The organism is Streptomyces sp. NPDC000345, assembly GCF_042898825.1.
Lineage (GTDB): Bacteria > Actinomycetota > Actinomycetes > Streptomycetales > Streptomycetaceae > Streptomyces.
In genome coordinates this window covers 209,302-235,834 of sequence record NZ_JBIAZE010000002.1, presented here as the reverse complement: position 1 = coordinate 235,834, position 26,533 = coordinate 209,302, and the positions used below count along the sequence as shown (strand labels likewise).

The following is a 26,533-nucleotide window of genomic DNA, read 5'->3' as shown; positions in this document are numbered from 1 at the left end:
CCTAGGCCACCGCGTCTGCGCCAGAACGGCGCACAGGCGCGCGCCGGGTCGCCGAGGCGGGGCGGCGTCGGCCACGGGAGGTGGCGCTGCGCTTGGGGCGTTCACTCACCGGTGCGGTGATGACGACCGGGATGCCGGACGGGGCCTGGGCACCGGTGATCCGGTTCAGGGCCGCGTCGCCCGAGCGGACCTGGGTGGTCTGCGGCTGGATGCCGGCGTCCGACATCAGACGGACCATTCCGCGGCGCTGGTTCGGTGTGACGAGGGTGACGACGCTGCCGGACTCCCCGGCGCGGGCGGTGCGGCCGCCGCGGTGGAGGTAGTCCTTGTGGTCGGTCGGCGGGTCGACGTTGACGACGAGATCGAGGTTGTCGACGTGGATGCCGCGCGCCGCGACGTTGGTCGCCACCAGCACGGTGACGTGCCCCGTCTTGAACTGCGCCAGCGTGCGGGTGCGCTGGGGCTGCGACTTGCCGCCGTGCAGCGCGGCGGCCCGGACACCGCTGTTGAGCAGGTCCTGGGTCAGCCGGTCGACGGCGTGCTTGGTGTCCAGGAACATGATCACGCGGCCGTCGCGGGCGGCGATCTCGGTCGTGGCGGCGTGCTTGTCGGCGCCGTGGACGTGCAGGACGTGGTGCTCCATCGTCGTGACGGCACCGGCCGACGGGTCGACCGAATGCACGACGGGGTCGGTCAGATAGCGGCGCACCAGCAGGTCGACGTTGCGGTCCAGGGTGGCGGAGAACAGCATCCGCTGGCCTCCGGGGCGCACCTGGTCGAGCAGTGCGGTGACCTGGGGCATGAAGCCCATGTCGGCCATCTGGTCGGCCTCGTCCAGCACGGTGACGTCCACCTGGTCCAGCCGGCAGTCGCCGCGGTCGATGAGGTCCTTGAGCCGTCCCGGCGTCGCGACGACGATCTCGCTGCCGGTGCGCAGCGCGCCGGCCTGTCGGCCGATGGACATACCGCCCACCACCGTGGCAAGCCGCAGCCGCACGGAGCGGGCGTACGGGGTCAGCGCGTCGGTCACCTGCTGTGCCAGCTCACGCGTCGGGACGAGGACCAGCCCCAGCGGCTGGCGGGGCTCAGCACGCTGACCAGCGGTGCGGGCGAGCAGGGCGAGGCCGAAGGCCAGGGTCTTGCCGGAACCGGTGCGCCCGCGGCCGAGGACGTCACGGCCCGCCAAGGAGTTCGGCAGCGTCGCGCCCTGGATCGGGAACGGCACGGTCACCCCCTGCCTGCCGAGTTCGGCCAGCAGCTGCTCGGGCATGTCGAGATCGGCGAAGCGCTCAACTGCCCGCAGCGCGGGGGTGATCGTCCTGGGCGGCGCGAACTCACCCTGCGCTGCGGCGGGCCGACGGCCGTGACCGCCGGAGCGGACGGGCCCGCCGGTACGACGCGGTGTCTGCGAGCCGTGGCCGCCACCCCTTCCGGCGTCGGCACGGCCGTCACGGGAGCGGGCGGGGCGGTCGTTCGGGTACGTGCGGTTCATGCGGAACCTTCCTCGATGTGGCGCATATCAAGGAATTCCCGCTGCGAGTGAACGGCATGGAGAATTACAGGTATGGACCGGTGGCAAAAGAAAGCAGATCTGGCCGGCGGAAACATCCGTGGGCACAGGTGCTGAAATGGGTGACGCGATGGGGACCTTGTGATCCGGGCGCCGGCCGCGGGGCAGCGCTTCAGAATGCGTCTGCGCCCGGAGGGAGGAACCGCTTGTGATGGTACTGCGAATTCCTCCGGGCCATCCCGCGGGTGAAAGCCGCAACGGGATACACGTGCAGCTGGGGCCCGCACCCCGAGGGATGCGGGCCCCAGCTACGGATTGCGCGTGAGCGTCAGGCGGGAACGATGTTCTCGGCCGTCGGGCCCTTCTGGCCCTGCGCGATGTCGAAGGTCACCTTCTGACCCTCGAGCAGCTCACGGAAGCCCTGCGTGGCGATGTTCGAGTAGTGGGCGAACACGTCAGCGCCGCCACCGTCCTGCTCGATGAAGCCGAAGCCCTTTTCCGCGTTGAACCACTTCACGGTACCAGCAGCCATGTCATATCTCCTTTGGGGCAGTGCATCGGCGTCCGCACTGCGCGAACGCCATGTCGCCGCGATGATTACCCCGCCCGGAAATGACCGGAAATACAAAGCACTCCCGACCGGCAGAAGGCTGGTGGGGGCACTTGAAGTCTTGGGAACCACAACTGCAACTGGGATCGACAGTAGCACGCCGGAACGGCCCATGTGCGTTGGCTAATTCCACTCTGCTCGTCGCGTCAAAAACTCGTACTGCGTGGTCCGTCAAACTCTGACCTCTCGGGCACAGATATTGATTCACTCGGAGTGCAACGTCTCATGAAGAGTCGCCGACGGCAGCAGGGCTCCCAGGGGCGCGACGACGTACGCGGCTATCAGTAAAACGCCTCTTCGAAAGGGTCCAGCAGCTCGCATCGACATGCCGTGGGCCAGGCCCCGCGGTACGACTACTCCCGCAGTGACCGTCCGAGCAACTGCTTCAGCGGAGGGTTGCCGCACCGGGCCGGCGTCGCATTGGCGCAGCGCCCCGGCTCTGGAGGACATCGAAGTCGGACCAGTCCCGGCACGACGCCGCCGCGCAGCGTGGCGGACCTCAGTGGCGTGCCCCCCGGCTGACCGCCTGAAGGCCGGTCAGCGCGCCCACCGGATCGGAGTCGGGGGTGCCGCGCGGCCACCAGTCGTCGTGGCCGGGCTCCGACTCGTACGCGTACCACAGGCCGTCGCGGCCGAAGCGGAGCTGGACGTGGCCGCGGGGGTGCGTGAGGTGGTTGCGCCAGGGGCGGAAGGCGGGGAGGTCCGCGGCGAGGAGGAGGGGGCGGGCCCGGTCGAAGCGGCCCGCCGGGGGGTCCCAGGACTCCTCCAGGACGGTGAGGCCGTCCGGGCCGCCCTGCCGCCAGGCGGCGACCGCGCGCGCCAGTTCGGACGGGGTGCGGCCGGCGGCGGTGGCGAGGGCGGCGTAGAGGGAGCGGCTCGCCGCGGTGAGCCCGGAGCCGGGGCGGGCGGCGGCGAGCCGTACGGCGTCCTGCCAGAGGGTCAGTTCGCCGATCTCGTCGTGGCCGGTGGCGAGCAGGGCGTGGGCTCGGGCGGCGGCGTCGGAGGCGAGCTGGTCGAGGGCGAAGGAGTCGGGGCCGTTCGGGGCGGACGGGTAGGCCGGGGGCTGCCCGGGGTGCGGCGGGACGGGCAACGGGGCCGGGAGCGGAGGGAGTTGAGTACGCCGGCTCAGGGCCACGGCCTCCGCGGCCCGGACGCCCGGCAGCGGCGCCGGTTCCTGTTCCTGGGCGGCGCGGGCGGCCCGGGTGGCGTTGCGCCGGGACAGCGCGTCCAGCAGTTCGCGTTCGCCCCGGCCGCGCAGCAGGAGCAGGACGAACGGGTCGGCGTCCAGCAGTCGCGCCGTCTGGTAGCAGAGGGCGGCCGCGTGCTTGCAGGGGTGGGCGCGGTCGGGGCAGCTGCAGTGCGGGTCGAGCTCACCGGGGCCGGGGAGCAGCGGCACCCCGCACTCGGCGAGGGACTCGGGCATCTCCTTGTCGAGCAGCGCGGCGATGTGCGCGGGGCGTTCCACCGCGGTGTCGAGGAACCGCTCCCAGTCGTCGTCCCCGAACGTCCGCAGCCGCACCTGCACGCGGTAAGGGCGGGGACGGCTGCCCTGCACGTACGCCAGGACGAGTCCGGGCGTGACGGTGATGGCGTCCACATGCCCCCGCTGGGCGTAACCCCGGCCGCGGGCCAGCCTCTTGACGTCCAGCGCTCCCTCCTCCAGCGCGGCCACCCAGGCGTGGCCCCACCAGGTCTCGGCGAACCGGGGCTCGTCCTCCTCCCCGGTCGCGGACAGGGGCGGGAAGGCGGGGAAGGTACGGCGGTGCTCGCCGTCACGGGAGGGGGCGGCCATGGAGCGGGGGGAGGCGGGCGGGCCGGGGGTGGTGCGGGGTTCCGTGGCGGGGGCGGGGGCGGGGGCGGGGGCGAGGGCGGGGGTGGGGGTGGGGGTGGGGGCGGGGCGCACGTCGGCGGCGGTCCGGGGGGCGGCGGGCGCGGCGGGCGCGGCGGGGCCAGGGTCGGTTTTCTGCCGCGCTGCGCCCTCGGGCGCGGGTGAGGTGGTGGCCTCGGTGGGCTCGGGCGCGTCCTCCGCGGGCATGCGGAAGGCATCGGCGAGGAACTCCCGTACGTCGCGGGCGCGTTCGCGGGCGACACGGTCACCGGCACCCCGACCTCGCGTACTGCCGGCGCCGCGGCGCCCGAGGATCGAGTCGCCGGCAGCGGAAGGGCCGGGGCGTGCGTCGGCACGGGGCGAGGTGCGACCCGGACCGGCGTCCGTCGGTGGTGCGTCGGCCGCGTCCTGTCGTGCCCGGGCCCGGGCGGCCCGCAGAGCCTCGCGCGCGAGGTCCGCCGGGCGGGCGCCCACGGCGGCGGGCTTCGGCGCGGGAGCTGCGGACGTGGAGGTGTCGGGGGTGGTGGTGTGGGCGGTGGGGGTGCCGGAGGCGGCGTTTCCCGGAGCGGGGCTGCCCGGAGCGGGTGTTGCCGGTGTGGGCGGGGCGGGCTCCGCAGCGGCGGGAGCGGTAGCGGCGGCGTCGAGTGCTCGCCGCAGGGCCGCGCGGGCGGCGTCTGCGGGCCGGGGGGCGGCCTCGCCCGGACGGGGACCAGAAGTGCCGGAGCGGAGCTCGGCGTCACCGGAAGACGCCGGGACGGCCTCGGCACCGGCGTCGGCGGGTGAGGCGTCGGCGGGCTCGGCGCCCGTGCCGTGGGCGAGGGCGGCACCGGGGGCCGTATCGCCTCCCGGCGGCTCGGCGCGCACCGAACGCCCCGCCGATGCCTCGTCGGACTCCCCCGTCGTCACGCCCTCGGTCCCGCTCCCCCGCTCCCGTGCCGCGCGCAGGGCACGGCGCACCGCGTCGGCGGGACGCTCGGCCGCACCCTCCTCGGGCCTCTCCGCGGCGCCCTCCCCCGCCCCGCTCACCGGGACCTCCTCACCCCCGCTCACCGCTATCTCCCCCGCTCGCCTCGCCGCGCCTTCCTCGGTCCCGTCCGGCGTGTGCCCTCGCTGCTCCCGCTCGTCCATCACGCCTCCCTCCGCAGACGCACCAGGTCGGTCAGCTCGCGGTCGGTCAGCTCGGTGAGGGCGGACTCGCCGGATCCGAGGACGGCGTCGGCCAGGGCGCGCTTGGATTCCAGCATCTCGGCGATGCGGTCCTCGACCGTGCCCTCGGTGATGAGGCGGTGGACCTGGACGGGCTGGGTCTGGCCGATGCGGTAGGCGCGGTCGGTGGCCTGCTCCTCCACGGCCGGGTTCCACCAGCGGTCGAAGTGGACGACGTGGCCCGCGCGGGTGAGGTTCAGGCCGGTGCCGGCGGCCTTGAGGGAGAGGACGAGGACCGGGGTGGCACCGCTCTGGAAACGGTCCACCATCCGTTCGCGCTCCGGGACCGGTGTGCCGCCGTGCAGCAGGTCCACCGGGATCGCACGGGTGGCGAGATGGGCGGTGATCAGCCGGGCCATGCCGACGTACTGGGTGAAGACGAGCGCCGAGCCGTCCTCGGCGAGGAGGGTGTCCAACAGCTCGTCGAGAAGGGCGAGTTTGCCGGAGCGGGTGGCGAGCCGGTCGCCGACGGCGGCGGTCTCCTCCTTCAGGTACAGGGCGGGGTGGTCGCAGATCTGTTTCAGCGCGCCCAGCAGCTTCAGCACCAGGCCCCGGCGGGCGATGCCCTGCGCCGTCTCGATGGCGAGCAGCGACTCGCGCACCACCGCCTCGTAGAGGGCGGCCTGTTCACGGGTGAGCGGCACCGGATGGTCGGTCTCGGTCTTGGGCGGCAGTTCGGGCACGATACCGGGGTCCGACTTCCTGCGGCGCAACAGGAAGGGGCGGACCAGGCGGGCGAGGCGCTCCACCGCCTCGCCGTTCTCGACGTGCTCGCCGTTCTCCACGGCGCGCGCGTGGCGGGCGCGGAAGGACTTCAGCGGGCCGAGGAGTCCGGGGGTCGTCCAGTCCAGCAGGGCCCACAGTTCGGAGAGGTTGTTCTCGACGGGGGTGCCGGTCAGCGCCACGCGCGCGGGGGACGGGATCGTACGCAGCGCCTTCGCGGTCGCCGAGTAGGGGTTCTTCACGTGCTGGGCCTCGTCGGCGACGACCATGCCCCACGGCTGTGCGGCCAGCGTCGCCGCGGCGGAGCGCATGGTGCCGTACGTGGTGAGGACGAAACCGCCGGTCAGGCCGTCCAGGCTGCGGTCGGGGCCGTGGAAGCGGCGGACGGGGACGCCGGGCGCGAAGCGGGTGATCTCACGCTGCCAGTTGCCCAGGAGGGAGGCCGGGCAGACCACCAGGGTCGGTTCGGTGCGGGCCCGCTTGAGGTGGAGGGCGATGACGGTGATCGTCTTGCCGAGGCCCATGTCGTCGGCGAGGCAGCCGCCGAGGCCGAGCGAGGTCATGAGGTCCAGCCAGGCCAGGCCCCGGAGCTGGTAGTCGCGGAGGGTGGCCCGCAGGCCGGCGGGGGGTGCGGCGGGGCACACCCCGGCCGTGAGGCGGTCGCGCAGGGCGGCCAGGGCGCCGACGGGGACCGCCTCGACGGTCTCGCCGTCGACCTCGGCGGTGCCGGTGAGGGCGACGGACAGGGCGTCCACCGGGTCCAGCAGGCCCAGTTCGCGCTTGCGGGCCTTGCGGACCAGGGCCGGGTCGACGAGGACCCACTGGTCGCGCAGCCGCACCACCGGGCGGTGGGCCTCGGCCAGCGCGTCCATCTCGGCCTCGCTGAGCGGGTCGCCGCCGAGCGCCAACTGCCAGCGGAACTGCAGCAGTTCCTCGCTCTCGAAGAAGCCGGTGCCGTCGGTCGCCGAACCGGGGGCGGCCCGGACCACAGCGGTCGCGGTCAGGTCCTGCGCCAGGTCCCTGGGCCAGTGCACGGCGACTCCGGCCGCCGCGAGCCGGGTCGCCGCGACGCCGAGCAGGTCGCTCAGCTCGTCCTCGGACAGGGCCAGCACGTCGGGCGCGTCCTGTTCGGCGAGCCGGGCCAGCGGCGGCCACACGCGTGCCGCGCGCCGCACGGCGAGGGCCGCGTCCACCCGCGCGCGCGGGCCGAACGCCGCGTCCGCCTCGCCCGCCCACAGGGCCGCCGCGTCGGTCACCAGGGTGGGGTCGGCGAGGCTGTGCACCTGGACGATCGCGGCACCCGCGCCGCGCACCCGCCCGCCGTCGTCGGACACGTCGAACATGTCGAACGCCGACAGGTCGAGGCGGAGCGAGATCCGCACGCCCGCGTCCATGCCGGCGGCGACCTCCGCCGCCCAGTCGTGCCCGCCGGGCAGCCGCTGGGGGCGGCGGTCGGCGAAGGGCTTGCCGGCGGCGTACGGCGCGGCGGGGGTGCGCGGCAGCGTGTCCGCCACGGCGTCCAGGAAGGCGCGCATCAGGGCCTCCGGCCGGGGCAGCCGGAGCGGGCCTGGACCGGGCAGCGGGACGGCGTGTCCCTCGTGGGGCAGGGCGGCGGCGACCGCGCGCAGGTGCGCGATGTCCTCCGGGTCCAGGGGACCGGCCCGCCAGGCGTCGTGGCCGGACCGGGTCAGGCCGGGCAGCAGGCGGCCACGGGCGGTGAGCCCCAGCGCGTGCAGCGCGGCCGCGCCCCAGCAGGCGGTGGCGGGGTGGGCGGCGGGGTCGCGCCGGGCGCGCACGAGCAGCGGGAGCGCCCGGTCGAGGGGCAGCACGAGGGCGGGGGCCTGCCGACGGCGGACGGAGGCGCCGTGCGGGCGGACGACGGTCAGCTCCGTGGCCTCGGCGGCCGGCGGATCGGGGAGCGGGGCGTCCTGCGGGTCCCAGAAGGCGACGCGGCCCTCGCGCGGGACGGGGGCGGGCAGGAAGACGGCGGCGAGACGCAGCGGGACGCCCGCCTGTTCCACCGCGGCCCTGTCGCTCATACGTCCTGTCCACCTCCCGCCCGCATGCCGGATCAGTCGTCTTCGACTCTACGGGCGGGGTCTGACAATCGGTCCCGGCGGCCGGTCAGGGAACCGTGCGCGAGACGACGTAGACGAAGGGGTACGTCGGGTTGCCGTAGTTCACGACGACGTCCAGGGTCGGCGTCGGGTTCTTCTTCTCGCGCACGATGCCGGCGAACTCGCCCTCGCGGGAGCCGGGGCCCCTGAACCGCCAGCCCGTGACGTCCTGGTCGCGGGCGCTGATGGTGATGTCGCCCTTCCGCAGGTCGTCGCGGCTGACGCCGATCTGCGCGAGGAACTGGTCCAGGCCGGCGTGCGTGGTCTGGAACTGCACGTAGAGCCGGCTGGTCTTCCAGTTGTTGGTCTCGTAGTAGGCGACCTGGTTGGACGGGTGCGGGACCGGCACCTGGTAGAGGCGGCGCTGCACCTTCGAGGGCCAGCCCTCGGTCAGGCCGGTCGCCGAGTACTTCGCCTCCTTGTCCTTGCCGCTGTCGCGGCTCTGGTTGGCGGAGATCACCAGGTAGCCGGCCGGAACGCCGATGAGCAGCACGATGATCAGCAGGGTGAGCGCCCGGCGCCGGATCACATGACGGCGGTCCTCCGGCGGCCGGGGCGGCTCGTCGGGGGGTGCGGCCTGGCGGGGCAGCGAGGCGGTCATCCGGCGTCCCGGGCCGTGCGGAGCGGTGCGGTCATGCGGTGTCCCTGGTCGTGCGGGCCGTACTGGTCGTGCGGGGTGGTGCGGGGTGGTGCGGGGGTCATGCCGTGTCCTGGGTGCGGCGGGCCGCCTCGGTGAACCGCTCGAACCTCTCGAAGCGCTCGACACGGCGCCGCTTGGCGCGCCGGAAGCGGCGGGCGACCAGGCGGGCGAGGTCGGCGGCGCCGACCATGCCGGCCTCGGGGCCGAGCTGGGCGCGGACGATCCGGGCCTCGGGGCGGTAGCCGCGCCCGGTGAGCTGGCGCTTGAACGCGTCCCGCGCGGGGGCGATCAGCAGGTCGTCGGCGGCCGACACTCCGCCGCCGATCACGAAGCAGGACGGGTCGAGGGCGGCGGCGAGGTTGGCGATGCCGACGCCGAGCCACTGCCCGATGTCCTGGAGCAGCTCGATGCACATCGCGTCGCCCTCGCGGGCCAGCTCGGTGATCATCGGGCCGGTGATGTCACCGATCTGCCCCTTGACGTGCTCGATGATCCCGTACGCCACGGGGGAGTCGGCGGCGGCCAGCTCCTTGGCCTCCCTGACCAGGGCGTTTCCTGAGCTGTACTGCTCCCAGCAGCCGCGGTTGCCGCACGGGCAGCGGTGGCCGCCGGGCACCACCTGCATATGTCCGAACTCGCCCGCGACCCCGTACTTGCCACGCTTGACCTGGCCGTCCTCCAGGATCGCGCCGCCGATGCCGGTACCCAGCGTGATCATGACCAGGTGGTCCTCGCCGCGGCCCGCGCCGAAGCGCCACTCCGCCCAGGCGGCGGTGTTGGCGTCGTTGTCGACGAGGACGGGCACGGAGAGCCGGCCCGAGAGGCGGTCCCTGAGCGGCTCGTTGCGCCAGGACAGATGGGGCGCGAACAGGACGCGGTTGCGGTCGGCGTCCACCCAGCCGGCCGCGCCGATGCCGACGGCGTGCACGTCGTGCCGGTCGGACAGGTCCAGGACCAGCTCGACGATCGTGTCCTCGACGACCTTCGGGCTCTTGGACTTGTCCGGCGTCTCGGTGCGGACCTTCTCCAGGATGTTGCCGTCGGCGTCGACGACACCCGCCATCACCTTGGTGCCGCCGATGTCGATGCCCACCGTCGGCACGCGGGGTGCCGTGAGGTGCGAGCGGCGCTCCCTGGTGCCCACTGTCCGCAGGGCGGGGGCGCGCCGGGAGCCGATGGGGGCGCTGAAGTTGCCGTAGGTGCTCATCGCCGCCGATTCTGCCTCACCGCCGCGTCGTACGCCGAGCGGGGCATCAACGGGGCGGTTCCGGACCAATGCCGCCCGCGGGGGCGTCGGACGGGTCCCGCCCACGCGGCGGGGCCGCGGTCCGGCCCAGCCGCACGCCGCCGAGGGCGGCCGTGCCGTGGCGGAAATCGCACCCTTGTTTGTCCGCACAATACGACCGGAACGGCCGGGTCGGCAGCCCTCGGACCGTACGGCGGCCCTCAGGACCGTACGAGCAGCTGGAACTCGAACGAGTAGCGGGAGGGGCGGTAGATGTGGTCGCCGAATTCCACTGCCCGGCCGGTGTCGTCGAAGGTCGTGCGCTGCATCGTGAGCAGGGGGGCGCCCTCGTCCTCGGCGAGCCGCTCGGCCTCGGCGGGCGTGGCGGCGCGGGCGCCGATGGACTGGCGGGCGCTGTGCAGGGTGATCCCGGCGGCCCGCATCAGGCGGTACAGGCCGGTGGCCTCCAGCTGCCCGGTGTCCAGGTCGAGGAGGCCGGAGGGAAGGTGGTTGCACAGGTAGGCCATCGGCTCGCCGTGCGCGAGCCGCAGCCGCTCCACCCGGTGCACGTCACTGCCCTCGGCGACCGAGAGGGCGGCGGCGACCTCGGCGGACGCGGGGACGACCGTGTTGACCAGGACCGTCGTCGCGGGACGCTGCCCGGCCGCCTCCAGGTCGTCGTAGAGACTGCTCAGCTCCAGCGGACGCTTGACCTGGCTGTGCACGACCTGTGTGCCGACGCCCCGGCGGCGCACCAGCAGGCCCTTGTCGACGAGCGACTGGATCGCCTGGCGCACGGTCGGACGGGACAGACCGAGCCGCGCGGCGAGCTCGATCTCGTTGCCCAGGAGGCTGCCGGGGGTGAGCGATCCGTGCTCGATCGCGGCCTCCAGCTGCTGCGACAGCTGGAAGTACAACGGCACCGGGGAGCTGCGGTCCACACGGAGTTCGAGCTGCGCGGTCGGGTCCACTTCTGGTTTCGGCACCCGCCGAGCGTAGCTCCGTGCGCTGTTGACGGGAAGTTGTGTAGTTCGGTTGTCCGGACATACGCATTGACATCGTGCGGCCTGCGACGTCACTTTGTTTTCATGCGCATCGGGGTCATCGGGACGGGCCGCATAGGCACCATTCATGCGAACACACTCAGCCGTCACCGCGAGGTCGGATCCCTGATCCTGACGGACGCGGACCCCGCGCGGGCCCAGGAGCTCGCGCTGCGGCTGGGCGAGACGGCCGCCCCCGGGGTGGACGAGATCTTCCGCTGGGGCGTGGACGCGGTGGTGATCACCACGGCGACCTCGGCCCACGCCGAACTGATCGGTCGGGCAGCACGCTCGGGCCTTCCGGTCTTCTGCGAGAAACCCATCGCCCTGGACCTGGCGGGGACCTTACAGGCGATCGCCGAGGTCGAGGCCGCGGGAACGATCCTTCAGATGGGGTTCCAGCGCCGCTTCGACGCGGGCTACTCGGGGGCCCGGGAGGCCGTACGGTCCGGCCGGCTCGGGCGGCTGCACACCGTGCGGGCGCTGACCTCCGACCAGTCGCCGCCGCCCGCCGCCTGGCTGCCGGTGTCCGGCGGGATCTACCGGGACGCCCTCATCCACGACTTCGACTGCCTGCGCTGGGTGACCGGGCGCGAGGTGCGGGAGGTGTACGCCACCGGATCCGACGCCGGTCCCGCGATGTTCCGGGCGGCGGGGGACGTCGACACCGCGGCGGCGGTCCTCACCCTCGACGACGGCACCCTCGCCACCGCCACGGCGACCCGGCTGAACGGCGCCGGCTACGACGTCCGCATGGAGCTGGCCGGCGAGCTCGACCAGATCGTGGTCGGCCTGGACGACCGTACGCCGATCGCCTCCACCGAGCCCACCGGTCCCCCGGCCGCGGACAAGCCCTGGGGCGGCTTCCTGGAGCGCTTCGGGCCCGCGTACGAGGCGGAACTGGTCGCGTTCGTGGAAGTGGTCCGGGGCGAGCGCGCCAACCCCTGCGACGGACGCGAGGCGCTGCAGGCCTTCCGGATCGCGGAGGCGTGCGACATCTCGCGCCGGGAGCGCAGGGCGGTGTCGCTGGCGGAGATCCGGGGGGAGTGAGGCGCCACGACGCGACGTCACGGCACCACCGGGTCCGGCCGCGCCACCCGCGGCAGCGCCGCGACCCACCGGCGGCCCACGGGCCGTCCCCGTCGGCGGCCCGCGACGAGCTGCGGGACGCCGACGTGGTCCACGCCGGCGGCGACGCTCTCATACGGAACGTGATCCCGATCCGGCCGGCGTCCCTGGACGGCCGGGGGCCGGCGAGTGCGGCGCCGCGCCCGCGCGTACCCGAACTGCTCGTCCAGGGGGTGTCTCGGAAGTCCCGTGCGGTGCCCGGGGTGTCCGGTGCGTGCTGTGCGGGACTTTCGAGCCACCCCCCTTAGCGCCCGCCCTCGTCGAGAAGCCCCGCGTCGTACGCGAGAAGGGCGATCTGCACACGGTTGTTGAGGCCGAGCCGGGCCAGGACGCGGGAGACGTGGGCCTTGACGGTGGCGACGCTCATGAAGAGCGTGGCGGCGATCTCGGCGTTGGTCAGGCCCCGGCCGACGGCGACGGCGACCTCGCGTTCGCGCTCCCCCAGGGCGGCGAGCAGTTCGCGCGCGCGGGTGCGCCGGGTGTCGGCGGCCGAGCCCGCCGCGTGGTCCATCAGCTGCCGGGTGACGGCGGGCGACAGTACGGGGTCGCCCGCCGCGACCCGGCGCACCGCGTCCAGGATCTCGGCGGGCGGGGTGTCCTTGAGGACGAATCCGGCGGCGCCCGCGCGCAGGGCGCCCAGCACCTGCTCGTCGGCGTGGAAGGTGGTGAGGACCACGACCTGGGGGGCGTCCTGGCGGCGGCGCAGCCGCTCGGTGGCGGTCAGTCCGTCCACGGCCGGCATCCGGATGTCCATGAGGACGACGTCGGGGCGGGTGCGGTCGACGAGTGCCTCGGCCTGAGAGCCGTCGGCGGCCTCTCCGACGATCTCGATGTCGTCGGCGCCGCCCATCATGAGGGACAGACCGGCGCGCACCAGGGGATCGTCGTCGACGAGGAGGAGTCTGATCGCAGTCATGGCGTTACGTAATCACGCTCGTCGGTACGGGAGTTGTCCGAGGGGCGGCACGGCAGTCGTCCGGCCGGCGGCTCGGGGGCCGGCCGCCGTCAGGCCGTCGCGGGCCACGGCAGCCACCCCCGCACCTCGAACCCCCCGTCGTCCCGGGGACCGTGCTCCAGCCGTCCGCCCGCCAGGGACGCCCGTTCGGTCAGGCCGATGAGTCCCTGGCCGGAGCCGGGCACGGGCGGGACGTCACCCTCGGGGGCGGGGTTGCGCACGATCACGGTGAGGCCCTCGCCGGGGCCGCCCGCGACGGTCACCTCGGCCTCGGCGCCGGGTGCGTGCTTGCGGGCGTTGGTGAGGCACTCCTGGGTGATGCGGTAGGCGGTGCGGCCGACGGAGGCGGGCACGGCGGCCGGGTCGGTGACGCGCCGGTCGAGGGTCACCTTCATGCCGGCCTGGCGGGACTCGGCGACCAGCGTGTCCAGGGCGGCCAGCGTCGGCTGCGGGCGGCCGTCGTCGGGTTCGCCGGCCCGCAGGACACCGATGATCTCGCGCAGGTCCTGCAGGGCCTCGTGGGCGCTCTCCCGGATGACCCCGGCCGCCCGCGCGATCTCCTCGCGGGGCGCGTCCGGGCGGAACTCCAGTGCGCCGGCGTGCACGCTGAGCAGGGTCAGCCGGTGCGCGAGCACGTCGTGCATCTCGCGCGCGATGGCCTCGCGGGCCAGCCGCTGCGCCTGCTCGGCCCGCAGCCGCGCCTCCGTCTCGGCCCGCCGGGCCCGGTCGCGCAGGCTGAGCATCAACTGCCGCTTGGACCGCACGAACATGCCCCAGCCGATGACCGCGAGGGTGAGGAGCACGGTGAACAGCACGGCGGCCGGGTAGTCCAGGTCGGGTTCCGGGCGCAGCCAGAAGAACACGGGGACCAGTGCGAGGCCGATGCCGCCGGCCCAGGCCACGGAGCGGAAGGGCCGGTGCACGGCGAGAGTGAACAGGGCGACCAGGCCGGCCCCGCCCGCCGTGTTCGACAGGAAGCCGACGGGGATCATCGCCACGGCGAGCCCGAGCGGCCAGCGGCGGCGCAGCCAGACCGCGGCACAGGCGAGCGCGCCGAGGAACTGGTCGGCGACGGCGACCACGTGCGGGAGGTCCGGGTCGTCGCCCAGGCCGTCGGCGGCCACCAGACCGGTGACGACGGCCAGCAGGAAGCAGGTGAAGTCGACGACCCAGTCACGCGCGGTGCGCCGGGGCCGCCGCCCGGACCGCTCGGTGTCCGGGTCGAGCTCGGCGGCCAGCGCGGACGGCAGCAGCCACCGGCGGCGCACGACCCCGGGCGCGGTGTGGAGCGCGTCCGGGGTCCGTACCGCGCCGTCGTCTGCCCTCATGACCGGTCAATCTACGCAGCGCGGGGCCGGGCCGCCCCGTCCCCGGCAAGATCGGCTGCCGACGGATCGCAACCGCCTACGAAAGTCACGCCGCCGTCGACTTTCGGCGCACCCGGCCGGGCGTGGCCGAGCCTTCGGTCGGACGTGCCTCGCCCCGCGGCCGATGTGCGTGGGGGGTCCGCAGGGCGAGGGTCCTCATCATGAAGGAACTGCTGGAGGTACTCGGTTTCCTCGCCCTCGTGCAGGGCGTGCTGGGCCTGGTGCACGAGTTCGCCCACTGGCGGGTGGGACTCGTGCAGCGGATCGGCTTCCTCGACGGCTACGAGGTCTACGCGAGCGTCGCACTGGTGGTACTGGCGTTCGCGCTGTTCGCCGCCGCGGAGAGCCGGAAGTCCGGCTGAGCGCGGGCCGGACCTCCGGCAGGCCGCACCTTTCCTCGGTCGACCTGAACGTCGTGGGGGGGGACGACTCAGCAGTCGTAGTCGATCAGGTCGAAGGTGGCGTAGTGGTCGGCCGTGTAGTAGTCCTCGTCGGTCTGCCGGCCGGTGACCACGCGGCGGGCGCCGCGCGTGGAGGAGCCCGGCGTCTTCACGGTGTACTCGTGGTAATAGCCCGTGGACTGAGCGGGCAGGACGCCTTCCCGGTTCTGGAAGACGGCCCCGTCCTGCGAGTACGGGAACGGCCCGCCCTGCTCGATCAGCTCGAGCGTGTCGTACGCCTGGGAGGGCAGATCGCTGTAGCAGACGCTGCCGACCGCGGCGTGCGCCGTCGTGGCGGAGACGGTGCCGCCCACGAGCAGGGCGGACAGGACGGCGGCCGAAGCGCCGATGCGGGTGATCCGTGGGGGGAATCTCATGCCCTCATGATGACGCGCGTAGACCATGGCATGTCAATGACAACTCCGAGGATTTTCCCGTCAAGTCCGTTGAGTTTTCGGGAATTTAACCCGCCGCTAGCCGTTGTCCGGGAGCTCGTACGAGCCGTAGCGCGGACGGCCTTCCAGGGCGTACGTCTGGAGGGAGACGCCGGCCGCGGTGACCCGGCCGCCCGTGTGGCGGAAGGCGGTCGGCACGGCGCCGTCGGCGAAGAAGCGGCGGCCGGTGCCGAGCACCACCGGGAAGCTCAGCAGGTGGAGCGTGTCGACGAGGTCGAGGGCCAGCAGGGACTGGGCGAGAGCGCCGCTGCCGTGCATCTGGAGCTCGCCGTCGGTGCTCTCCTTCAGGGCGGTGACCTCCTTGGCGAGGTCACCGCCGACGACCGTGGTGCCGGCCCACCCCGGGTCGGTGAGGGTCGTGGAGGCGACGTACTTCGGCAGCGCGTTCAGCCTGCCGGCGACGGGGTCGCCGGGGTCGGTCACCTTCGGCCAGTACGAGGCGAAGATGTCGTACGTCCGGCGGCCGAGGAGGAACGCGCCGGCCCGGTCGAAGACCTCGGTGATGAAGGCGCCGAAGTCGTCGTCGCCGTACGGAAAGCTCCAGCCGCCGTGCTCGAAGCCGTCGCGGGTGTCCTCCTGGGGGCCGCCGGGCGCCTGGTAGACGCCGTCGAGGGTGACGAAGATCGTGGAGACGAGCTTGCCCATGGCGGGTGCCTGCTTTCTTGCGCGGGGTCCGTTGTCATCACCTCAGACCCCGCCGGCGCCCGCAACTCATCGGTGGGCCCGCCTCAGCCCACGTTCGTCGAGAACAGTCCGCCCGTCGGGCCCTGCTTGTCGCCGCCCTGGGCCTTCTTCAGGGCGTTGGCGAGGCTCTCGATGGTGAGCGACTGCAGGATGACCCGGCCGCTGCCCTCCAGGGTGGCGAGGGACAGACCCTCGCCGCCGAACACGGCGTTCATGATCCCCTGGCGGTTGAGGCCGCCGACCCGCTGGACGCCGTACCGGATGCCCTCCTCGAAGGCGACCACGCAACCGGTGTCGACCTCGATGCGGCCGCCGAAGTCCGCCGGATCGAGGTCGATGAAGTTGCCCGCGCCGGCGATGATGACCGTGCCGTGCCCGGTGAACTTCTCCAGGACGAAGCCCTCACCGCCCTTCATGCCGGTGCGGCCGCCCTGGAAGGCGATGCCGAACTCGACGGTGGACTCCGCGGCCACGAAAGCGTCCTTCTCGGCGAACCACGCGCGCGTGCCGTTCAGCTCCAGGGCGCGCATCTCGCCCGGGAGCACGCCCGCGAAGCCGACCGTGCCCTCGCCGCCCTGCGCGGTGAAGTACTGGAACGCCAGCGACTCGCCCGCGAGGGCGCGCTGGCCGACCTGCATGGCGGTGCCCATGGCCTGGCGCAGCATGCCGCCCATGCCGCCGCCACCGCCGCCGCCCTGGGGCTGCCGGCCACCGCCGTCCGACGGGCCGCCCAGCCGGGTCTCCATGGTCACGTTCGTCGTCTTGAACAGGAACTTCCCCGCCTCGCAGTACACGGTCTGGCCGGGGCCCAGGTTGACGACCGCCATCTGCATGGCGTTGCCGACGATTTCTTGCTGAAGGGTCACACGGGGAGAACGCGGGAGGTGGAGCGAAGAGTTCCGCCCGCCGGGCGCGAGTCGACCGAACGCCGCTCCTTCACCCACGGAGATCCATCAGAAGGGCCCTAACCGCCCAGTTCCTGGTGGCGGGCCGCCAGCCTCCTCGCCCCCTCCTCCGTCAGGGAGCCGTACAGACGCACGCGCGAGATGCCGCCGTCCGGGTAGATGTCCACGCGCGCGTGCGTGCCGACGGCCGGGGCGGGGAGGACGAAGCGGTGGTCGGTGTCGGGCTGGAGGCGGGTGGGCGGAAGGATCTGCGTCCACTCGCCCTCCTCGCCGTCGCGCACGGAGACCGAGGCCCAGCCCGCGCTGTTGCCCTTCAGATACGCCGTGTCGATCTCCAGGGCGCGGATGCGGGACTGGGCCACCAACCGGTAGCGGATCCAGTCGTTGCCCCGGTCGCGGCGCCGGCGGGTCTCCCAGCCGTCGTCCATCTGGCGGGACCGGCCGGGCCGAAGGGTGTTCGCCGGCGGTGAGTAGAAGCGGTCCGAGGCGTCCTCGGCCCGGCCGCCGTTCTCCAGGGCGACGACGTCGAAGGTGCCGAGCGCCTCCAGCCACTGCGGGTCCGGTACGACCTCGCCGTACACGCGCAGACGGGCGATCCCGCCGTCGGGGTGCTGGTTGAGGCGCAGGTGGGTGAAGCGCTGTTCGACGGCTATGGAGAAACCGTTCGCCGCGTGGCCGCCGACCGGGGTGGGCGCAACCAGCGTCGTCCACTTCACGTCGTCGCCCAGCAGTTCCTCAGGGGAGGGGGTGCCCGGGACGGACGTGCCCTCGACCGAGACGGCCTGCGGGTAGTTGCCCCGGAAGTGGGCGGTGTCGACCACGATCCCGCGGATCACGCCGGGGGCACCGAGGCGGACCAGCGCCCAGTCGTGGTCGTCGGCGGCCGGCCAGGGGTGGTCGGCGGAGACCCCGCGGCGGCGGCGGGTCTCCCAGCCGTCCATGATCTTGCCCTTGTGCCCGAAGTGCTCGGGGTCGAACTCGGCGCGATGGGGCAGCAGCAGGTTCTCGCGCTCGGCGAAGAACTCGTCGTTGGCGGCGATGACGGCGGCACCGAGCCGCCGGTCGGCGAGGTCGGCGTGGTGCGTGAACGGGAAGTCGGCGGTGCGGTAGTCCGCGTACGGGTCGCCGCCGCCGTAGGGGTTCGCGTCGCCGGTGAAGCCAGGTGTCGCTGCCACGGTGATCAGGTCTTCCTCTCGGGAGTCGGCCGGTGCGGGTGCGCGGGGATCAGGGGGTGCGCGTGAGGAGCGCGCCCTTCGGTTCGGTGAACTCGCCGTCCGCGACGACGCGTTCGCCGCGCAGCCAGGTGGACTTCACGACGCCGTGGAGGGTCCGGCCGGCGTACGCGGTGACGCGGTTGCGGTGCTGGAGGGCCGCCGGGTCGACGGTGAAGGTCTCGTCGGGGGCCAGGACGGCGAAGTCGGCGTCGCGGCCCGCCTCGATGGCGCCCTTGCGGGCGTCCAGGCCGACGAGTCGCGCCGTGTGCGTGGACATCCAGCGGACCACGTCCTCCAGGCCGTGGCCCCGCCTGCGGGCCTCCGTCCAGACGGCCGCCAGGCTCAGCTGGAGGCCGGAGATGCCACCCCAGGCGGTGGCGAAGTCGCCGGTCTTCAGGTCCGCGGTCGACGGTGAGTGGTCGGTCACCACACAGTCGATGGTGCCGTCGGCCAGCGCCTGCCAGAGCAGGTCCTGGTTGGCGGCCTCGCGGATGGGCGGGCAGCACTTGAACTCGCTGGCGCCGTCCGGGACCTCCTCGGCGGTGAGGGTGAGGTAGTGGGGGCAGGTCTCGACGGTGATGCGGACACCCTCCGCCTTGGCCGCCGCGATCAGGGGCAGCGCGTCGCTGGAGGAGAGGTGCAGGACGTGCACACGCGCGTGGAGCCGCTTCGCCTGGGCGACGAGCGCGGCGACGGCCGTGTCCTCGGCCAGCCGCGGACGGCTGGCGAGGAAGTCGGCGTACCGGGGGCCGCCCCGCTGCGGGGCCGCGTCGAGGTGGTGCGGGTCCTCGGCGTGCACGATCAGCAGCCCGTCGAAGCCGGCGATCTCCGCCAGGGACCGGGCCAGTCCGTCCTGGTCCAGGTGCGGGAACTCGTCCACGCCGGACGGGGAGAGGAACGCCTTGAAGCCGAAGACGCCGGCGTCGTGCAGCGGGCGCAGGTCCTTGACGTTGTCGGGCAGGGCGCCGCCCCAGAAGCCGACGTCGATGTGCGCCTTGCCGGCGGCGACCTCCTGTTTCGTCCTCAGGTGGGCGACGGTCGTGGTCGGCGGAAGGGAGTTGAGCGGCATGTCGACGAGGGTGGTGATGCCGCCGGCCGCCGCCGCGCGCGTGGCGGTCCAGAAGCCCTCCCAGTGCGTGCGGCCGGGGTCGTTGACGTGCACATGGGTGTCGACCAGGCCGGGCAGCAGGACGTGATCGCCGAGGTCCTCCAGGCGGGCGCCCGCGGGGACGGGGGCGTCGTGCGGCAGGACAGCGGTGATCCTCCCGGCGGACACGGCGACCGACGCGGCGCGTGTCCCTTCGGGAGTGATGACGCGCGTCGAGCGCAGCACCAGTTCAGCGTCGGACACCCGGACCCCTCTCTCGCCGTTCACTTCCGCGCAACGGGATTCGCTGCCGTGAAACTTCCACGTAACGGAATTCAACGTTCTGTTGAAGGAGTCTCACTCTCCCGGCTGACGTCCGTCAAGGCCACACCCCCAGGATGCGCCCCCGCCCGGCACTCTGGACGTTTCCACAGTACGGAATCGAGATTCCGAAATGCAGAACGTAGCTACGTACAAGCGAGGAGTCAACCGGCCCCCGGGTAGGCTTCAGCTCTTCCCGCCGGTTTCGAAAGGAACGCGCCGTGCCGACGTCGAGCGCCAGCACCCCCGACTCCGCCAAGTCCGCAGGCGGCGGGGTCCAGTCCCTCGAGCGCGCCTTCGACCTGCTCGAGCGGATGGCGGACGCGGGCGGCGAGGTCGGCCTCAGCGAGCTGTCCGCGAGCAGCGGGCTGCCGCTGCCCACCATCCACCGCCTGATGCGCACCCTGGTGGCCTGCGGGTACGTCCGCCAGCAGGCCAACCGCCGCTACGCGCTGGGACCGCGGCTGATCCGGCTCGGCGAGTCCGCGTCCCGGCTGCTGGGCACCTGGGCGCGGCCGTACCTGGCCCGGCTGGTCGAGGAGACCGGCGAGACGGCGAACATGGCGCTGCTCGACGGGGACGAGATCGTGTACGTGGCACAGGTGCCGTCCAAGCACTCGATGCGGATGTTCACCGAGGTCGGCCGCAGGGTGCTGCCGCACTCCACGGGCGTGGGCAAGGCGCTGCTCGCGGGCTTCCCGGACGCCGAGGTGCGCGCCCTGCTGGCGCGTACCGGCATGCCGGCCGCCACCGAGAAGACGATCACCACGCCGGAGGGCTTCCTCGCGGCGCTGGCGGACGTGCGGCGCGCGGGCTACGCGGTCGACGACAACGAGCAGGAGATCGGGGTGCGCTGCCTCGCGGTCTCCGTCCCCGGCTCCCCCACCGCGGCGGCCATCTCCATCTCCGGCCCGGCCGGCCGTGTCACCGACGCGGCGACGGAGAAGATCGTGCCCGTGCTCCAGCAGGTGGCGGGCGAACTGTCGGAGGCGCTGACCAGCTCGGGTCCGACGGCCTAGCCGGGACGAGCCGCTCACGCGGGGAGCGGGCCGGCGGCGGGTGCTCCGGACGGCCCCCACACGGTGCGACGCCGCACGGGAGCAAGGTCTGCGAACCGGTCCGCGAGCCCGGGAGGCCGGGAGTCGGCCCCCGGCGCGCGACGAGCGAGGGGGAGGGGGCTGCGCCGTCCGCGCGGCCGTGTCTCAGCGGTGCGGTGGTTCGCCGAACAGGTCCACCGCCTCGCGCACCTGCGACAGGCCTCGCGCCAGTGCGCTGACCGAGCCGATCGCCCCCGCGATCAGCAGCAGGGAGCGGCGCAGACGCGGTATCTCGGGCGTGCCCGCGGCGGCCATGGCGTCCAGGGCGGCCAGTTCCTCCTCCGCGATGTCCCGGTCCGGGAACTCCGCGGGGTGTGCGGCGAGTTCCCGGCGCAGACGGGACACGGCGGAGCGCAGCTCCACCACCCGCGAGTCCTTGTCGCTGCCGGTCACAGCCCTCTGCTCCACGCTCCGCAACACAGTCCTCCCCCTCGCACCCCGTTGTGCGCGTGCATGTTCCCGCGCCGGGCGTCGGTCGGGCGCCCGGTCGGTGCGGGCGCCCAGTTAACGCCACCTCGGACCGTGCGCGCCAGTCCGCTGCGTCACCGAGTTGCTGCGCAGCGTGATCCAGTCGCTGTCGGCGCCATGCGGTATGCAGGATCCATGACGCACAGGGAGGACGAGGTGGCCGGTCTGCTGCTCGCGGCCGGCGGCGGACGGCGGCTCGGCGGGCGGCCGAAGGCGCTGCTGACGCACCGGGGACGGCCGCTGGTGGAACACGCGGTGGGGGTGCTGCGGGCGGCGGGCTGCACGCGCGTGCACGTGGTCCTGGGGGCCGCCGCCGACGCCGTACGGGAGCGGGCGCGGCTCGACGGGTGCGTGGTCGTGGAGAACCCGGACTGGGAGGAGGGCATGGGCACCTCGCTGCGGGCCGGACTCGCCTCGCTCGCCGGGACGGGGGCGCGGGCGGCGCTCGTTTCGCTGGTCGACCAGCCGGGCATCGGCCCGGAGGCGGCGGCCCGCACACGTGCCGCCTTCGAGGACGAGGAGTCGCTCGCGGCCGCCTCCTACGACGGTGTCCGCGGACATCCGGTCCTGTTCGGCGCCGCCCACTGGGCGGGCGTCGCGGCGAGCGCGAGCGGTGACCAGGGGGCGCGCGCCTATCTGAAGGCACGCGCGGCCGCGCTCACCCTCGTCGAGTGCGGTGACGTGGCCCGGCCCTACGACATCGACACGGAGGCCGATCTGAGCCATCTGGAGTGAGGAGGAGCGCCGCGCGCCCCCCTTTCGCCTCGGTTACCCCGGCCGCCCCGCGACCGCCTCGACCCGGAGAATCTCGACATCAACAAAACATTGAACTTCCACGATGAGGAAACTAGTATCCAATTCCGCAAGGGCACCCGGTGCCACGCTCGCTGAAGGAAGTGACAGCTGATGTCCGCACCAGCGCCGTCCCCGCTGGCCGTCGTCGACGCCGAGCCCCTGCCGCGGCAGGAGGAGGTCCTCACCGAGGCCGCCCTCGCCTTCGTGGCCGAGCTGCACCGGCGGTTCACCCCCCGGCGTGACGAGCTCCTCGCCCGCCGCGCGGAGCGCCGCGCCGAGATCGCCCGCACCTCCTCGCTCGACTTCCTCCCGGAGACCGCCGCGATCCGCGCCGACGACTCCTGGAGGGTGGCCCCCTCCCCCGCGGCCCTGGACGACCGCCGGGTGGAGATCACCGGCCCCACCGACCGCAAGATGACCATCAACGCCCTCAACTCGGGCGCGAAGGTCTGGCTCGCGGACTTCGAGGACGCCTCGGCACCGACCTGGGAGAACGTGGTCCACGGTCAGCTCAACCTGATCGACGCGTACACCCGCAGCATCGACTTCACCGACCCGGGGTCCGGCAAGTCCTACGCCCTGCGCCCCGACGAGGAGCTGGCGACGGTCGTCATGCGGCCGCGCGGCTGGCACCTGAACGAGCGGCACCTGGTCGACGCCGACGGCACCCCCGTCCCGGGCGCCCTCGTCGACTTCGGCCTGTACTTCTTCCACAACGCCCGGCGGCTGCTGGAGCTCGGCAAGGGCCCGTACTTCTACCTCCCGAAGACGGAGTCGCACCTCGAGGCCCGCCTGTGGAACGACGTGTTCGTCTTCGCGCAGGACCACGTCGGCATCCCCCAGGGCACCGTCCGGGCGACCGTCCTGATCGAGACGATCACGGCCGCGTACGAGATGGAGGAGATCCTCTACGAACTCCGCGAGCACGCCTCGGGGCTGAACGCGGGCCGCTGGGACTACCTGTTCTCCATCGTGAAGAACTTCCGTGACGGCGGCCCCCGTTTCGTGCTGCCGGACCGCAACGCCGTGACGATGACCGCCCCGTTCATGCGCGCGTACACCGAACTCCTCGTCCGCACCTGCCACAAGCGCGGCGCGCACGCCATCGGCGGCATGGCGGCGTTCATCCCCTCCCGGCGGGACGCGGAGGTCAACAGGGTGGCCTTCGAGAAGGTCCGCGCCGACAAGGACCGGGAGGCGGGCGACGGTTTCGACGGCTCCTGGGTCGCCCACCCCGACCTGGTCCCCATCGCGATGGAGTCCTTCGACAAGGTGCTCGGCGACCGGCCGCACCAGAAGGACCGCCTCCGCGAGGACGTCCATGTCGAGGCGGCCGACCTGATCGCCGTCGACTCGCTGGACGCCAGGCCGACGTACCAGGGACTCGTCAACGCCGTACAGGTCGGCATCCGCTACATCGAGGCCTGGCTGCGCGGGCTCGGCGCGGTCGCCATCTTCAACCTGATGGAGGACGCGGCCACCGCCGAGATCTCCCGCTCGCAGATCTGGCAGTGGATCAACGCCGGCGTCGAGTTCGAGAACGGCGAGAAGGCGACCCCGGAACTGACCCGCAAGGTCGCCGCCGAGGAGCTGCGGAACATCCGCGCCGAGCTGGGCGAGGAGGCGTTCGCCGCCGGCCACTGGCAGCAGGCCCACGATCTGCTCCTGGAGGTCGCGCTCGACGAGGACTACGCCGACTTCCTCACCCTGCCCGCCTACGAGCAGCTCAGGGGCTGACGCTCACTCAGGCCTGTCCGAGTGGCCCAGGGACTTCCCCGGGGCCACCCGGTCGCGTACGAGGCGCTTGACCGCCGTCGGTTCCGGGAAGCCCTGCTCGCGACGGTCCCAGACCACCTCGTCGCCCACCCGGACGACGAACACCCCGCCCTTGCCGGGCTTCAGCGACAGCTCCGTCAGCTCGGCCTCGAAGGTCGTGAGCAGTTCCTGTGCCAGCCAGGCGGCACGCGGCAGCCAGCGGCACTGGGTGCAGTACTCGATCTCGACCCGCCGCGGGTCGCGCGCGTCGGCCGCCGACGAGGGCTCCGTCATCCGAGGTGCACCGACCAATCCTGTTCCGCGGCCGGCTTGCCGTGCAGGTCGGGGACCCGCTTGAGCCAGCTCGGCCGTCCTTGTTCCGTCCTCGCCGCGCGCAGGGCCTCCTCGGCGGCGAGCTCCTCCCGGCTGGGGAAGTCGGTGGGCAGCCAGGCCGCGGAGGCCGCCGCGCGCGCGTGGAGGTGGTCCACGTACGTCTCACGGACCGCGTCCGGCGTCGCGAAGCCCTCCTCGCCGGCCAGCCACGCGTCCGGGACCTCGGCCACGATGTCCCGCAGCAGTCCCCGTGTCACCTTCGGCGCCAGTTCCCCGTCGGCGGCGCGCACGTCCGGGCCGTAGTGGCCGAGGGCGTGGTGGCGGAAGTCGTAGGCCCTGGCGGGGTCGGCGCCGTCCCAGCGGTGGTGGAAGACGAGCGCGGCGCCGTGGTCGATGAGCCACAGCCGCGGCGGCACGGTCCCGAGGGTGGGCCAGATCATCAGGTTGGAGCTGTGGACCGTGCGGTCGACGTTCGCGGTCAGGGCGTCCAGCCAGACGATCTTCCCGGCCTCCAGCGGGTCCACCCGGAAGGACCGGGCCACCTCGGGCGTGAAGTCCTTCGCCCCCGGCAGCAAGTCCATGCCGAGGTTGAGGCCCGCGCTCGCGCTGTGCAGGTCCCGCACCTCCTGGTGCGGCTCGTGGTCGGCGACGGCCGGGTCGAAGTGCACGAACACCAGCTCGGGGAACCTCAGTCCGAGCGCACGGGCCAGCTCCCCGACGATCACCTCGGCGACCAGCGCCTTGCGGCCCTGCGCGGAGCCGGTGAACTTCACGACGTACGTGCCCAGGTCGTCGGCCTCGACGACCCCGGGGACGGAGCCGCCGGACCGCAGCGGGTTCACGTATCGGACGGCAGTCACTTCGCGCAGCACACCGGCCAGCGTAATTCAGATCATGTACGTACGGATCGCGCCCGGGCGGATCACGCCGGGGCGTCCCGTCCGCGGGCCAGCGGGTTCGGCAGCGGCAGGTAGCGGGCGTCGGCACCGTCCGCGCCGGTCCAGCGCAGCAGCAGGTTGGTCTTGCCGGGCAGGGCGGGCGCCGCGAGCAGGTCGCGCACCTCGGGCAGGTCGTGGCGGGCCAGTTCGCGGCGGGCGGCCGGCCAGGGGTCGAAGCCGGGGTGCCGTTCGGCGAGGACGGCGGCGATCTCGGTGAGGTGGTTGACGACCAGGCAGTACACCAGCCGCTCCCAGCCGGCGGCCCGCTCCACGTCCGCCGCGAGCTTCACGCCCTCGGCGTCCCGGAACACCGCCTGCACCGGCATGCCGTCCTCGTCGACGGCGACCAGCGTGTTCTGCAGATGCGCCTCGAGCACGACGCCGTGGTCGGCGAACACCGCGAGGACCGGAGGCACGACAGCCCTCAGATACGCCTCCCACCAGGCAGCCGGGTCCAGCGGACCCCCGGCCGCCGCACCACCCGTCGAGCGGACCGCCACGCCACTGGTCGCCCGGGCCGCCGCACCGCCCCCTGCCGGCCGCAGGGCCCCGTCGAGCGGGCTGCCCTCGAAGCCCTCCACCAGACCCGCGGCGAGCAGCGGGGTGGCACCGGGCAGGACATGGCCGTCGAGGCCGTCACGGACCAGGACGGCCAGTTCCTCGAACGCGAAGGACGCGGTGCGGTAGCCGCGGTCGCTGAGCCAGGCCGCCGGGCCGTCGAGCGCGGCGAATGCCCGGGTGACCGCCGCGTCGGTGCGGCGCAGTTTCAGCAGGTCGTGGCGCCACAGCCGGCGGACGTCGTTGGTGATGCGCACATCGAGGCTGAACTTCAGGAACAGGTCACGGCCGGGCGCGTACAGGGTGCGCACGGCGGCCGTGGGCCAGGCCGTGAAGCCTGCCGTGCCGAGCCGGACGAGACGGCCGTCGGCGAACGCCGGGGCCAGCGCCGGGGCAGCCAGGTCGAGCTGCCAGGGGTGGGCGGGCAGCAGCCGGTAGCCCGGCGGGGCCGCGCCCAGCGCGTCCAGCGCGGAGGTGTCGCCCTCCTCGACGACCAGGTCCTCGCGCACGCCCAGCAGGGCCGGCGGGAACGCGGCGTACGCCTCGGGGGCGTACGGCAGCCAGCCGGCTACGGGGCCGCCGCCGCGCGCCTTGGGGGCGGGGTGGTGCGGGTGGCCGGTGACGAGGGACTGCTCGGAGCGCCGGTAGCGGCCGGGGGGCGGGGTCGCACGCGCGCGTGCCGCGAGCAGCGCGGCGACCGCGTCCCTGCTGTCGATGATCTCGGCGGGCAGTTCGTGGTTGGACAGGCCGGTGTGGCGGCGCAGCTCCTCCGCGACCAGCTTGACCAGTTCGGTGTGGCCGAGCGGCTGCCAGACGCCGGACGAGCGGACCTCGGGCCCGGCGGGCCGCCGGGTGCCGCGCACCCGCAGCAGCCGCCCGGTACCGGGCAGCCGGTACTGCGCCCACCCGTCCGGCGCGGAGGCCCCCGGCAGCGGCTCGGCCACCTCCCGCAGGAGACAGTTGAGCAACGGCGCGACCGCGCAGGCGTCGGCCATGGCGTCGTCCACGGCTGCGTCGGCGGGCGTCGCGGTCTCGGCGGGCGGGGGGATGAGATCCACGCGATCCACTCGTTCCCTACGGTTCTTCTGGGCGGAGACGATCAGTATCGCTGTCGTCACGGCCCCTCCGTGA

General features: G+C 73.5%; 23 protein-coding genes. 5 read left to right on the top strand and 18 right to left on the bottom strand.

All coding sequences use genetic code 11. The annotated features are described in order from the left end of the window. Position 1: 1 nt before the first annotated feature. The 7 genes from ACFY30_RS05530 to ACFY30_RS05500 form a co-directional block, all read right to left on the bottom strand. Positions 2 to 1,492, bottom strand: coding sequence for a DEAD/DEAH box helicase (locus ACFY30_RS05530; protein WP_390843849.1), 1,491 nt, complete (start codon positions 1,490 to 1,492; stop codon positions 2 to 4). Between the two features lie 346 nt (positions 1,493 to 1,838). Next, on the bottom strand, positions 1,839 to 2,042 hold the full coding sequence (locus ACFY30_RS05525; protein ID WP_030404051.1) for a cold-shock protein: 204 nt from the start codon (positions 2,040 to 2,042) through the stop codon (positions 1,839 to 1,841). A 577-nt stretch (positions 2,043 to 2,619) separates the two neighbouring features. Beyond that, positions 2,620 to 5,076, bottom strand: coding sequence for an SWIM zinc finger family protein (locus ACFY30_RS05520; RefSeq protein WP_390843848.1), 2,457 nt, complete (start codon positions 5,074 to 5,076; stop codon positions 2,620 to 2,622). Next, positions 5,076 to 7,916: an SNF2-related protein gene (locus ACFY30_RS05515; RefSeq protein ID WP_390843847.1), complete on the bottom strand. Its 2,841-nt coding sequence runs from the start codon at positions 7,914 to 7,916 to the stop codon at positions 5,076 to 5,078. The genes ACFY30_RS05520 and ACFY30_RS05515 overlap by 1 nt, the downstream gene beginning before the upstream one ends. An 85-nt stretch (positions 7,917 to 8,001) precedes the next feature. Next, positions 8,002 to 8,595: a sugar kinase gene (locus tag ACFY30_RS05510; protein ID WP_390843846.1), complete on the bottom strand. Its 594-nt coding sequence runs from the start codon at positions 8,593 to 8,595 to the stop codon at positions 8,002 to 8,004. Positions 8,596 to 8,692: 97 nt separating this feature from the next. Then, positions 8,693 to 9,841 carry an ROK family glucokinase gene (locus ACFY30_RS05505; RefSeq protein ID WP_390658869.1) on the bottom strand — a complete coding sequence of 383 codons (1,149 nt, stop codon included), beginning with the start codon at positions 9,839 to 9,841 and terminating at the stop codon, positions 8,693 to 8,695. 239 nt (positions 9,842 to 10,080) lie between these two features. After that, a complete protein-coding gene (locus tag ACFY30_RS05500; RefSeq protein ID WP_390658995.1) occupies positions 10,081 to 10,830 on the bottom strand; it encodes a GntR family transcriptional regulator in 750 nt (249 codons plus the stop codon). A gap of 117 nt (positions 10,831 to 10,947) precedes the next feature. Between ACFY30_RS05500 and ACFY30_RS05495 the strand changes: the two genes are divergently transcribed. Continuing rightward, positions 10,948 to 11,952 carry a Gfo/Idh/MocA family oxidoreductase gene (locus tag ACFY30_RS05495; RefSeq protein WP_390843845.1) on the top strand — a complete coding sequence of 335 codons (1,005 nt, stop codon included), beginning with the start codon at positions 10,948 to 10,950 and terminating at the stop codon, positions 11,950 to 11,952. A 322-nt stretch (positions 11,953 to 12,274) separates the two neighbouring features. On the opposite strand, the gene ACFY30_RS05490 is transcribed toward ACFY30_RS05495, so the two are convergent. Then, positions 12,275 to 12,946, bottom strand: a complete 672-nt coding sequence (locus ACFY30_RS05490) for a response regulator (RefSeq protein WP_390843844.1) — start codon at positions 12,944 to 12,946, stop codon at positions 12,275 to 12,277. An 89-nt stretch (positions 12,947 to 13,035) separates the two neighbouring features. After that, positions 13,036 to 14,313, bottom strand: coding sequence for a histidine kinase (locus tag ACFY30_RS05485; RefSeq protein WP_390843843.1), 1,278 nt, complete (start codon positions 14,311 to 14,313; stop codon positions 13,036 to 13,038). A gap of 200 nt (positions 14,314 to 14,513) precedes the next feature. Here ACFY30_RS05485 and ACFY30_RS05480 point away from each other — a divergent pair, with 200 nt between their 5' ends. Then, positions 14,514 to 14,714, top strand: coding sequence for a hypothetical protein (locus tag ACFY30_RS05480; protein WP_390843842.1), 201 nt, complete (start codon positions 14,514 to 14,516; stop codon positions 14,712 to 14,714). Positions 14,715 to 14,782: 68 nt separating this feature from the next. Here the strand turns inward: ACFY30_RS05480 and ACFY30_RS05475 are convergent, their stop codons facing one another. The 5 genes from ACFY30_RS05475 to allB form a co-directional block, all read right to left on the bottom strand. Further along, complete coding sequence (locus ACFY30_RS05475; RefSeq protein ID WP_390843841.1) at positions 14,783 to 15,169, bottom strand: ribonuclease domain-containing protein; 387 nt, start codon at positions 15,167 to 15,169, stop codon at positions 14,783 to 14,785. 96 nt (positions 15,170 to 15,265) lie between these two features. Continuing rightward, positions 15,266 to 15,892 (bottom strand): dihydrofolate reductase family protein, encoded by a 627-nt coding sequence (locus ACFY30_RS05470; protein WP_390843840.1) that lies wholly within the window; start codon positions 15,890 to 15,892, stop codon positions 15,266 to 15,268. 83 nt (positions 15,893 to 15,975) lie between these two features. After that, entirely contained in the window at positions 15,976 to 16,797 is an 822-nt protein-coding gene (locus ACFY30_RS05465) for an AIM24 family protein (protein ID WP_390843839.1), read from the bottom strand. Positions 16,798 to 16,895: 98 nt separating this feature from the next. Beyond that, positions 16,896 to 18,011 (bottom strand): allantoicase, encoded by a 1,116-nt coding sequence (gene alc, locus ACFY30_RS05460; protein WP_390843838.1) that lies wholly within the window; start codon positions 18,009 to 18,011, stop codon positions 16,896 to 16,898. A gap of 49 nt (positions 18,012 to 18,060) precedes the next feature. Then, positions 18,061 to 19,401, bottom strand: a complete 1,341-nt coding sequence (allB, locus tag ACFY30_RS05455; protein WP_390843837.1) for an allantoinase AllB — start codon at positions 19,399 to 19,401, stop codon at positions 18,061 to 18,063. A 278-nt stretch (positions 19,402 to 19,679) separates the two neighbouring features. Here allB and ACFY30_RS05450 point away from each other — a divergent pair, with 278 nt between their 5' ends. Next, entirely contained in the window at positions 19,680 to 20,477 is a 798-nt protein-coding gene (locus tag ACFY30_RS05450; protein WP_390843836.1) for an IclR family transcriptional regulator, read from the top strand. A gap of 183 nt (positions 20,478 to 20,660) precedes the next feature. Here ACFY30_RS05450 and ACFY30_RS05445 read toward each other — a convergent pair whose 3' ends face one another. Continuing rightward, positions 20,661 to 20,975: a DUF5955 family protein gene (locus ACFY30_RS05445; protein WP_390843835.1), complete on the bottom strand. Its 315-nt coding sequence runs from the start codon at positions 20,973 to 20,975 to the stop codon at positions 20,661 to 20,663. 183 nt (positions 20,976 to 21,158) lie between these two features. Between ACFY30_RS05445 and ACFY30_RS05440 the strand changes: the two genes are divergently transcribed. Beyond that, the gene (locus ACFY30_RS05440) at positions 21,159 to 21,758 is read left to right on the top strand and encodes an NTP transferase domain-containing protein (RefSeq protein WP_390843834.1); all 600 of its coding nucleotides are present in this window, start codon (positions 21,159 to 21,161) and stop codon (positions 21,756 to 21,758) included. 171 nt (positions 21,759 to 21,929) lie between these two features. Beyond that, positions 21,930 to 23,555, top strand: coding sequence for a malate synthase A (aceB, locus tag ACFY30_RS05435; protein WP_390843833.1), 1,626 nt, complete (start codon positions 21,930 to 21,932; stop codon positions 23,553 to 23,555). A 3-nt stretch (positions 23,556 to 23,558) separates the two neighbouring features. Here aceB and ACFY30_RS05430 read toward each other — a convergent pair whose 3' ends face one another. From ACFY30_RS05430 to ACFY30_RS05420, 3 genes are read right to left on the bottom strand one after another with little or no spacing between them, the layout of a single operon-like run. Further along, complete coding sequence (locus tag ACFY30_RS05430; protein WP_390843832.1) at positions 23,559 to 23,867, bottom strand: SelT/SelW/SelH family protein; 309 nt, start codon at positions 23,865 to 23,867, stop codon at positions 23,559 to 23,561. Then, positions 23,864 to 24,778, bottom strand: a complete 915-nt coding sequence (locus ACFY30_RS05425) for a HipA family kinase (RefSeq protein ID WP_390843831.1) — start codon at positions 24,776 to 24,778, stop codon at positions 23,864 to 23,866. Before ACFY30_RS05425 ends, ACFY30_RS05430 begins: the two co-directional genes overlap by 4 nt. Positions 24,779 to 24,828: 50 nt before the next feature. Further along, positions 24,829 to 26,469 carry an IucA/IucC family protein gene (locus ACFY30_RS05420; RefSeq protein WP_390844191.1) on the bottom strand — a complete coding sequence of 547 codons (1,641 nt, stop codon included), beginning with the start codon at positions 26,467 to 26,469 and terminating at the stop codon, positions 24,829 to 24,831. Between the last annotated feature and the right edge of the window lie 64 nt (positions 26,470 to 26,533).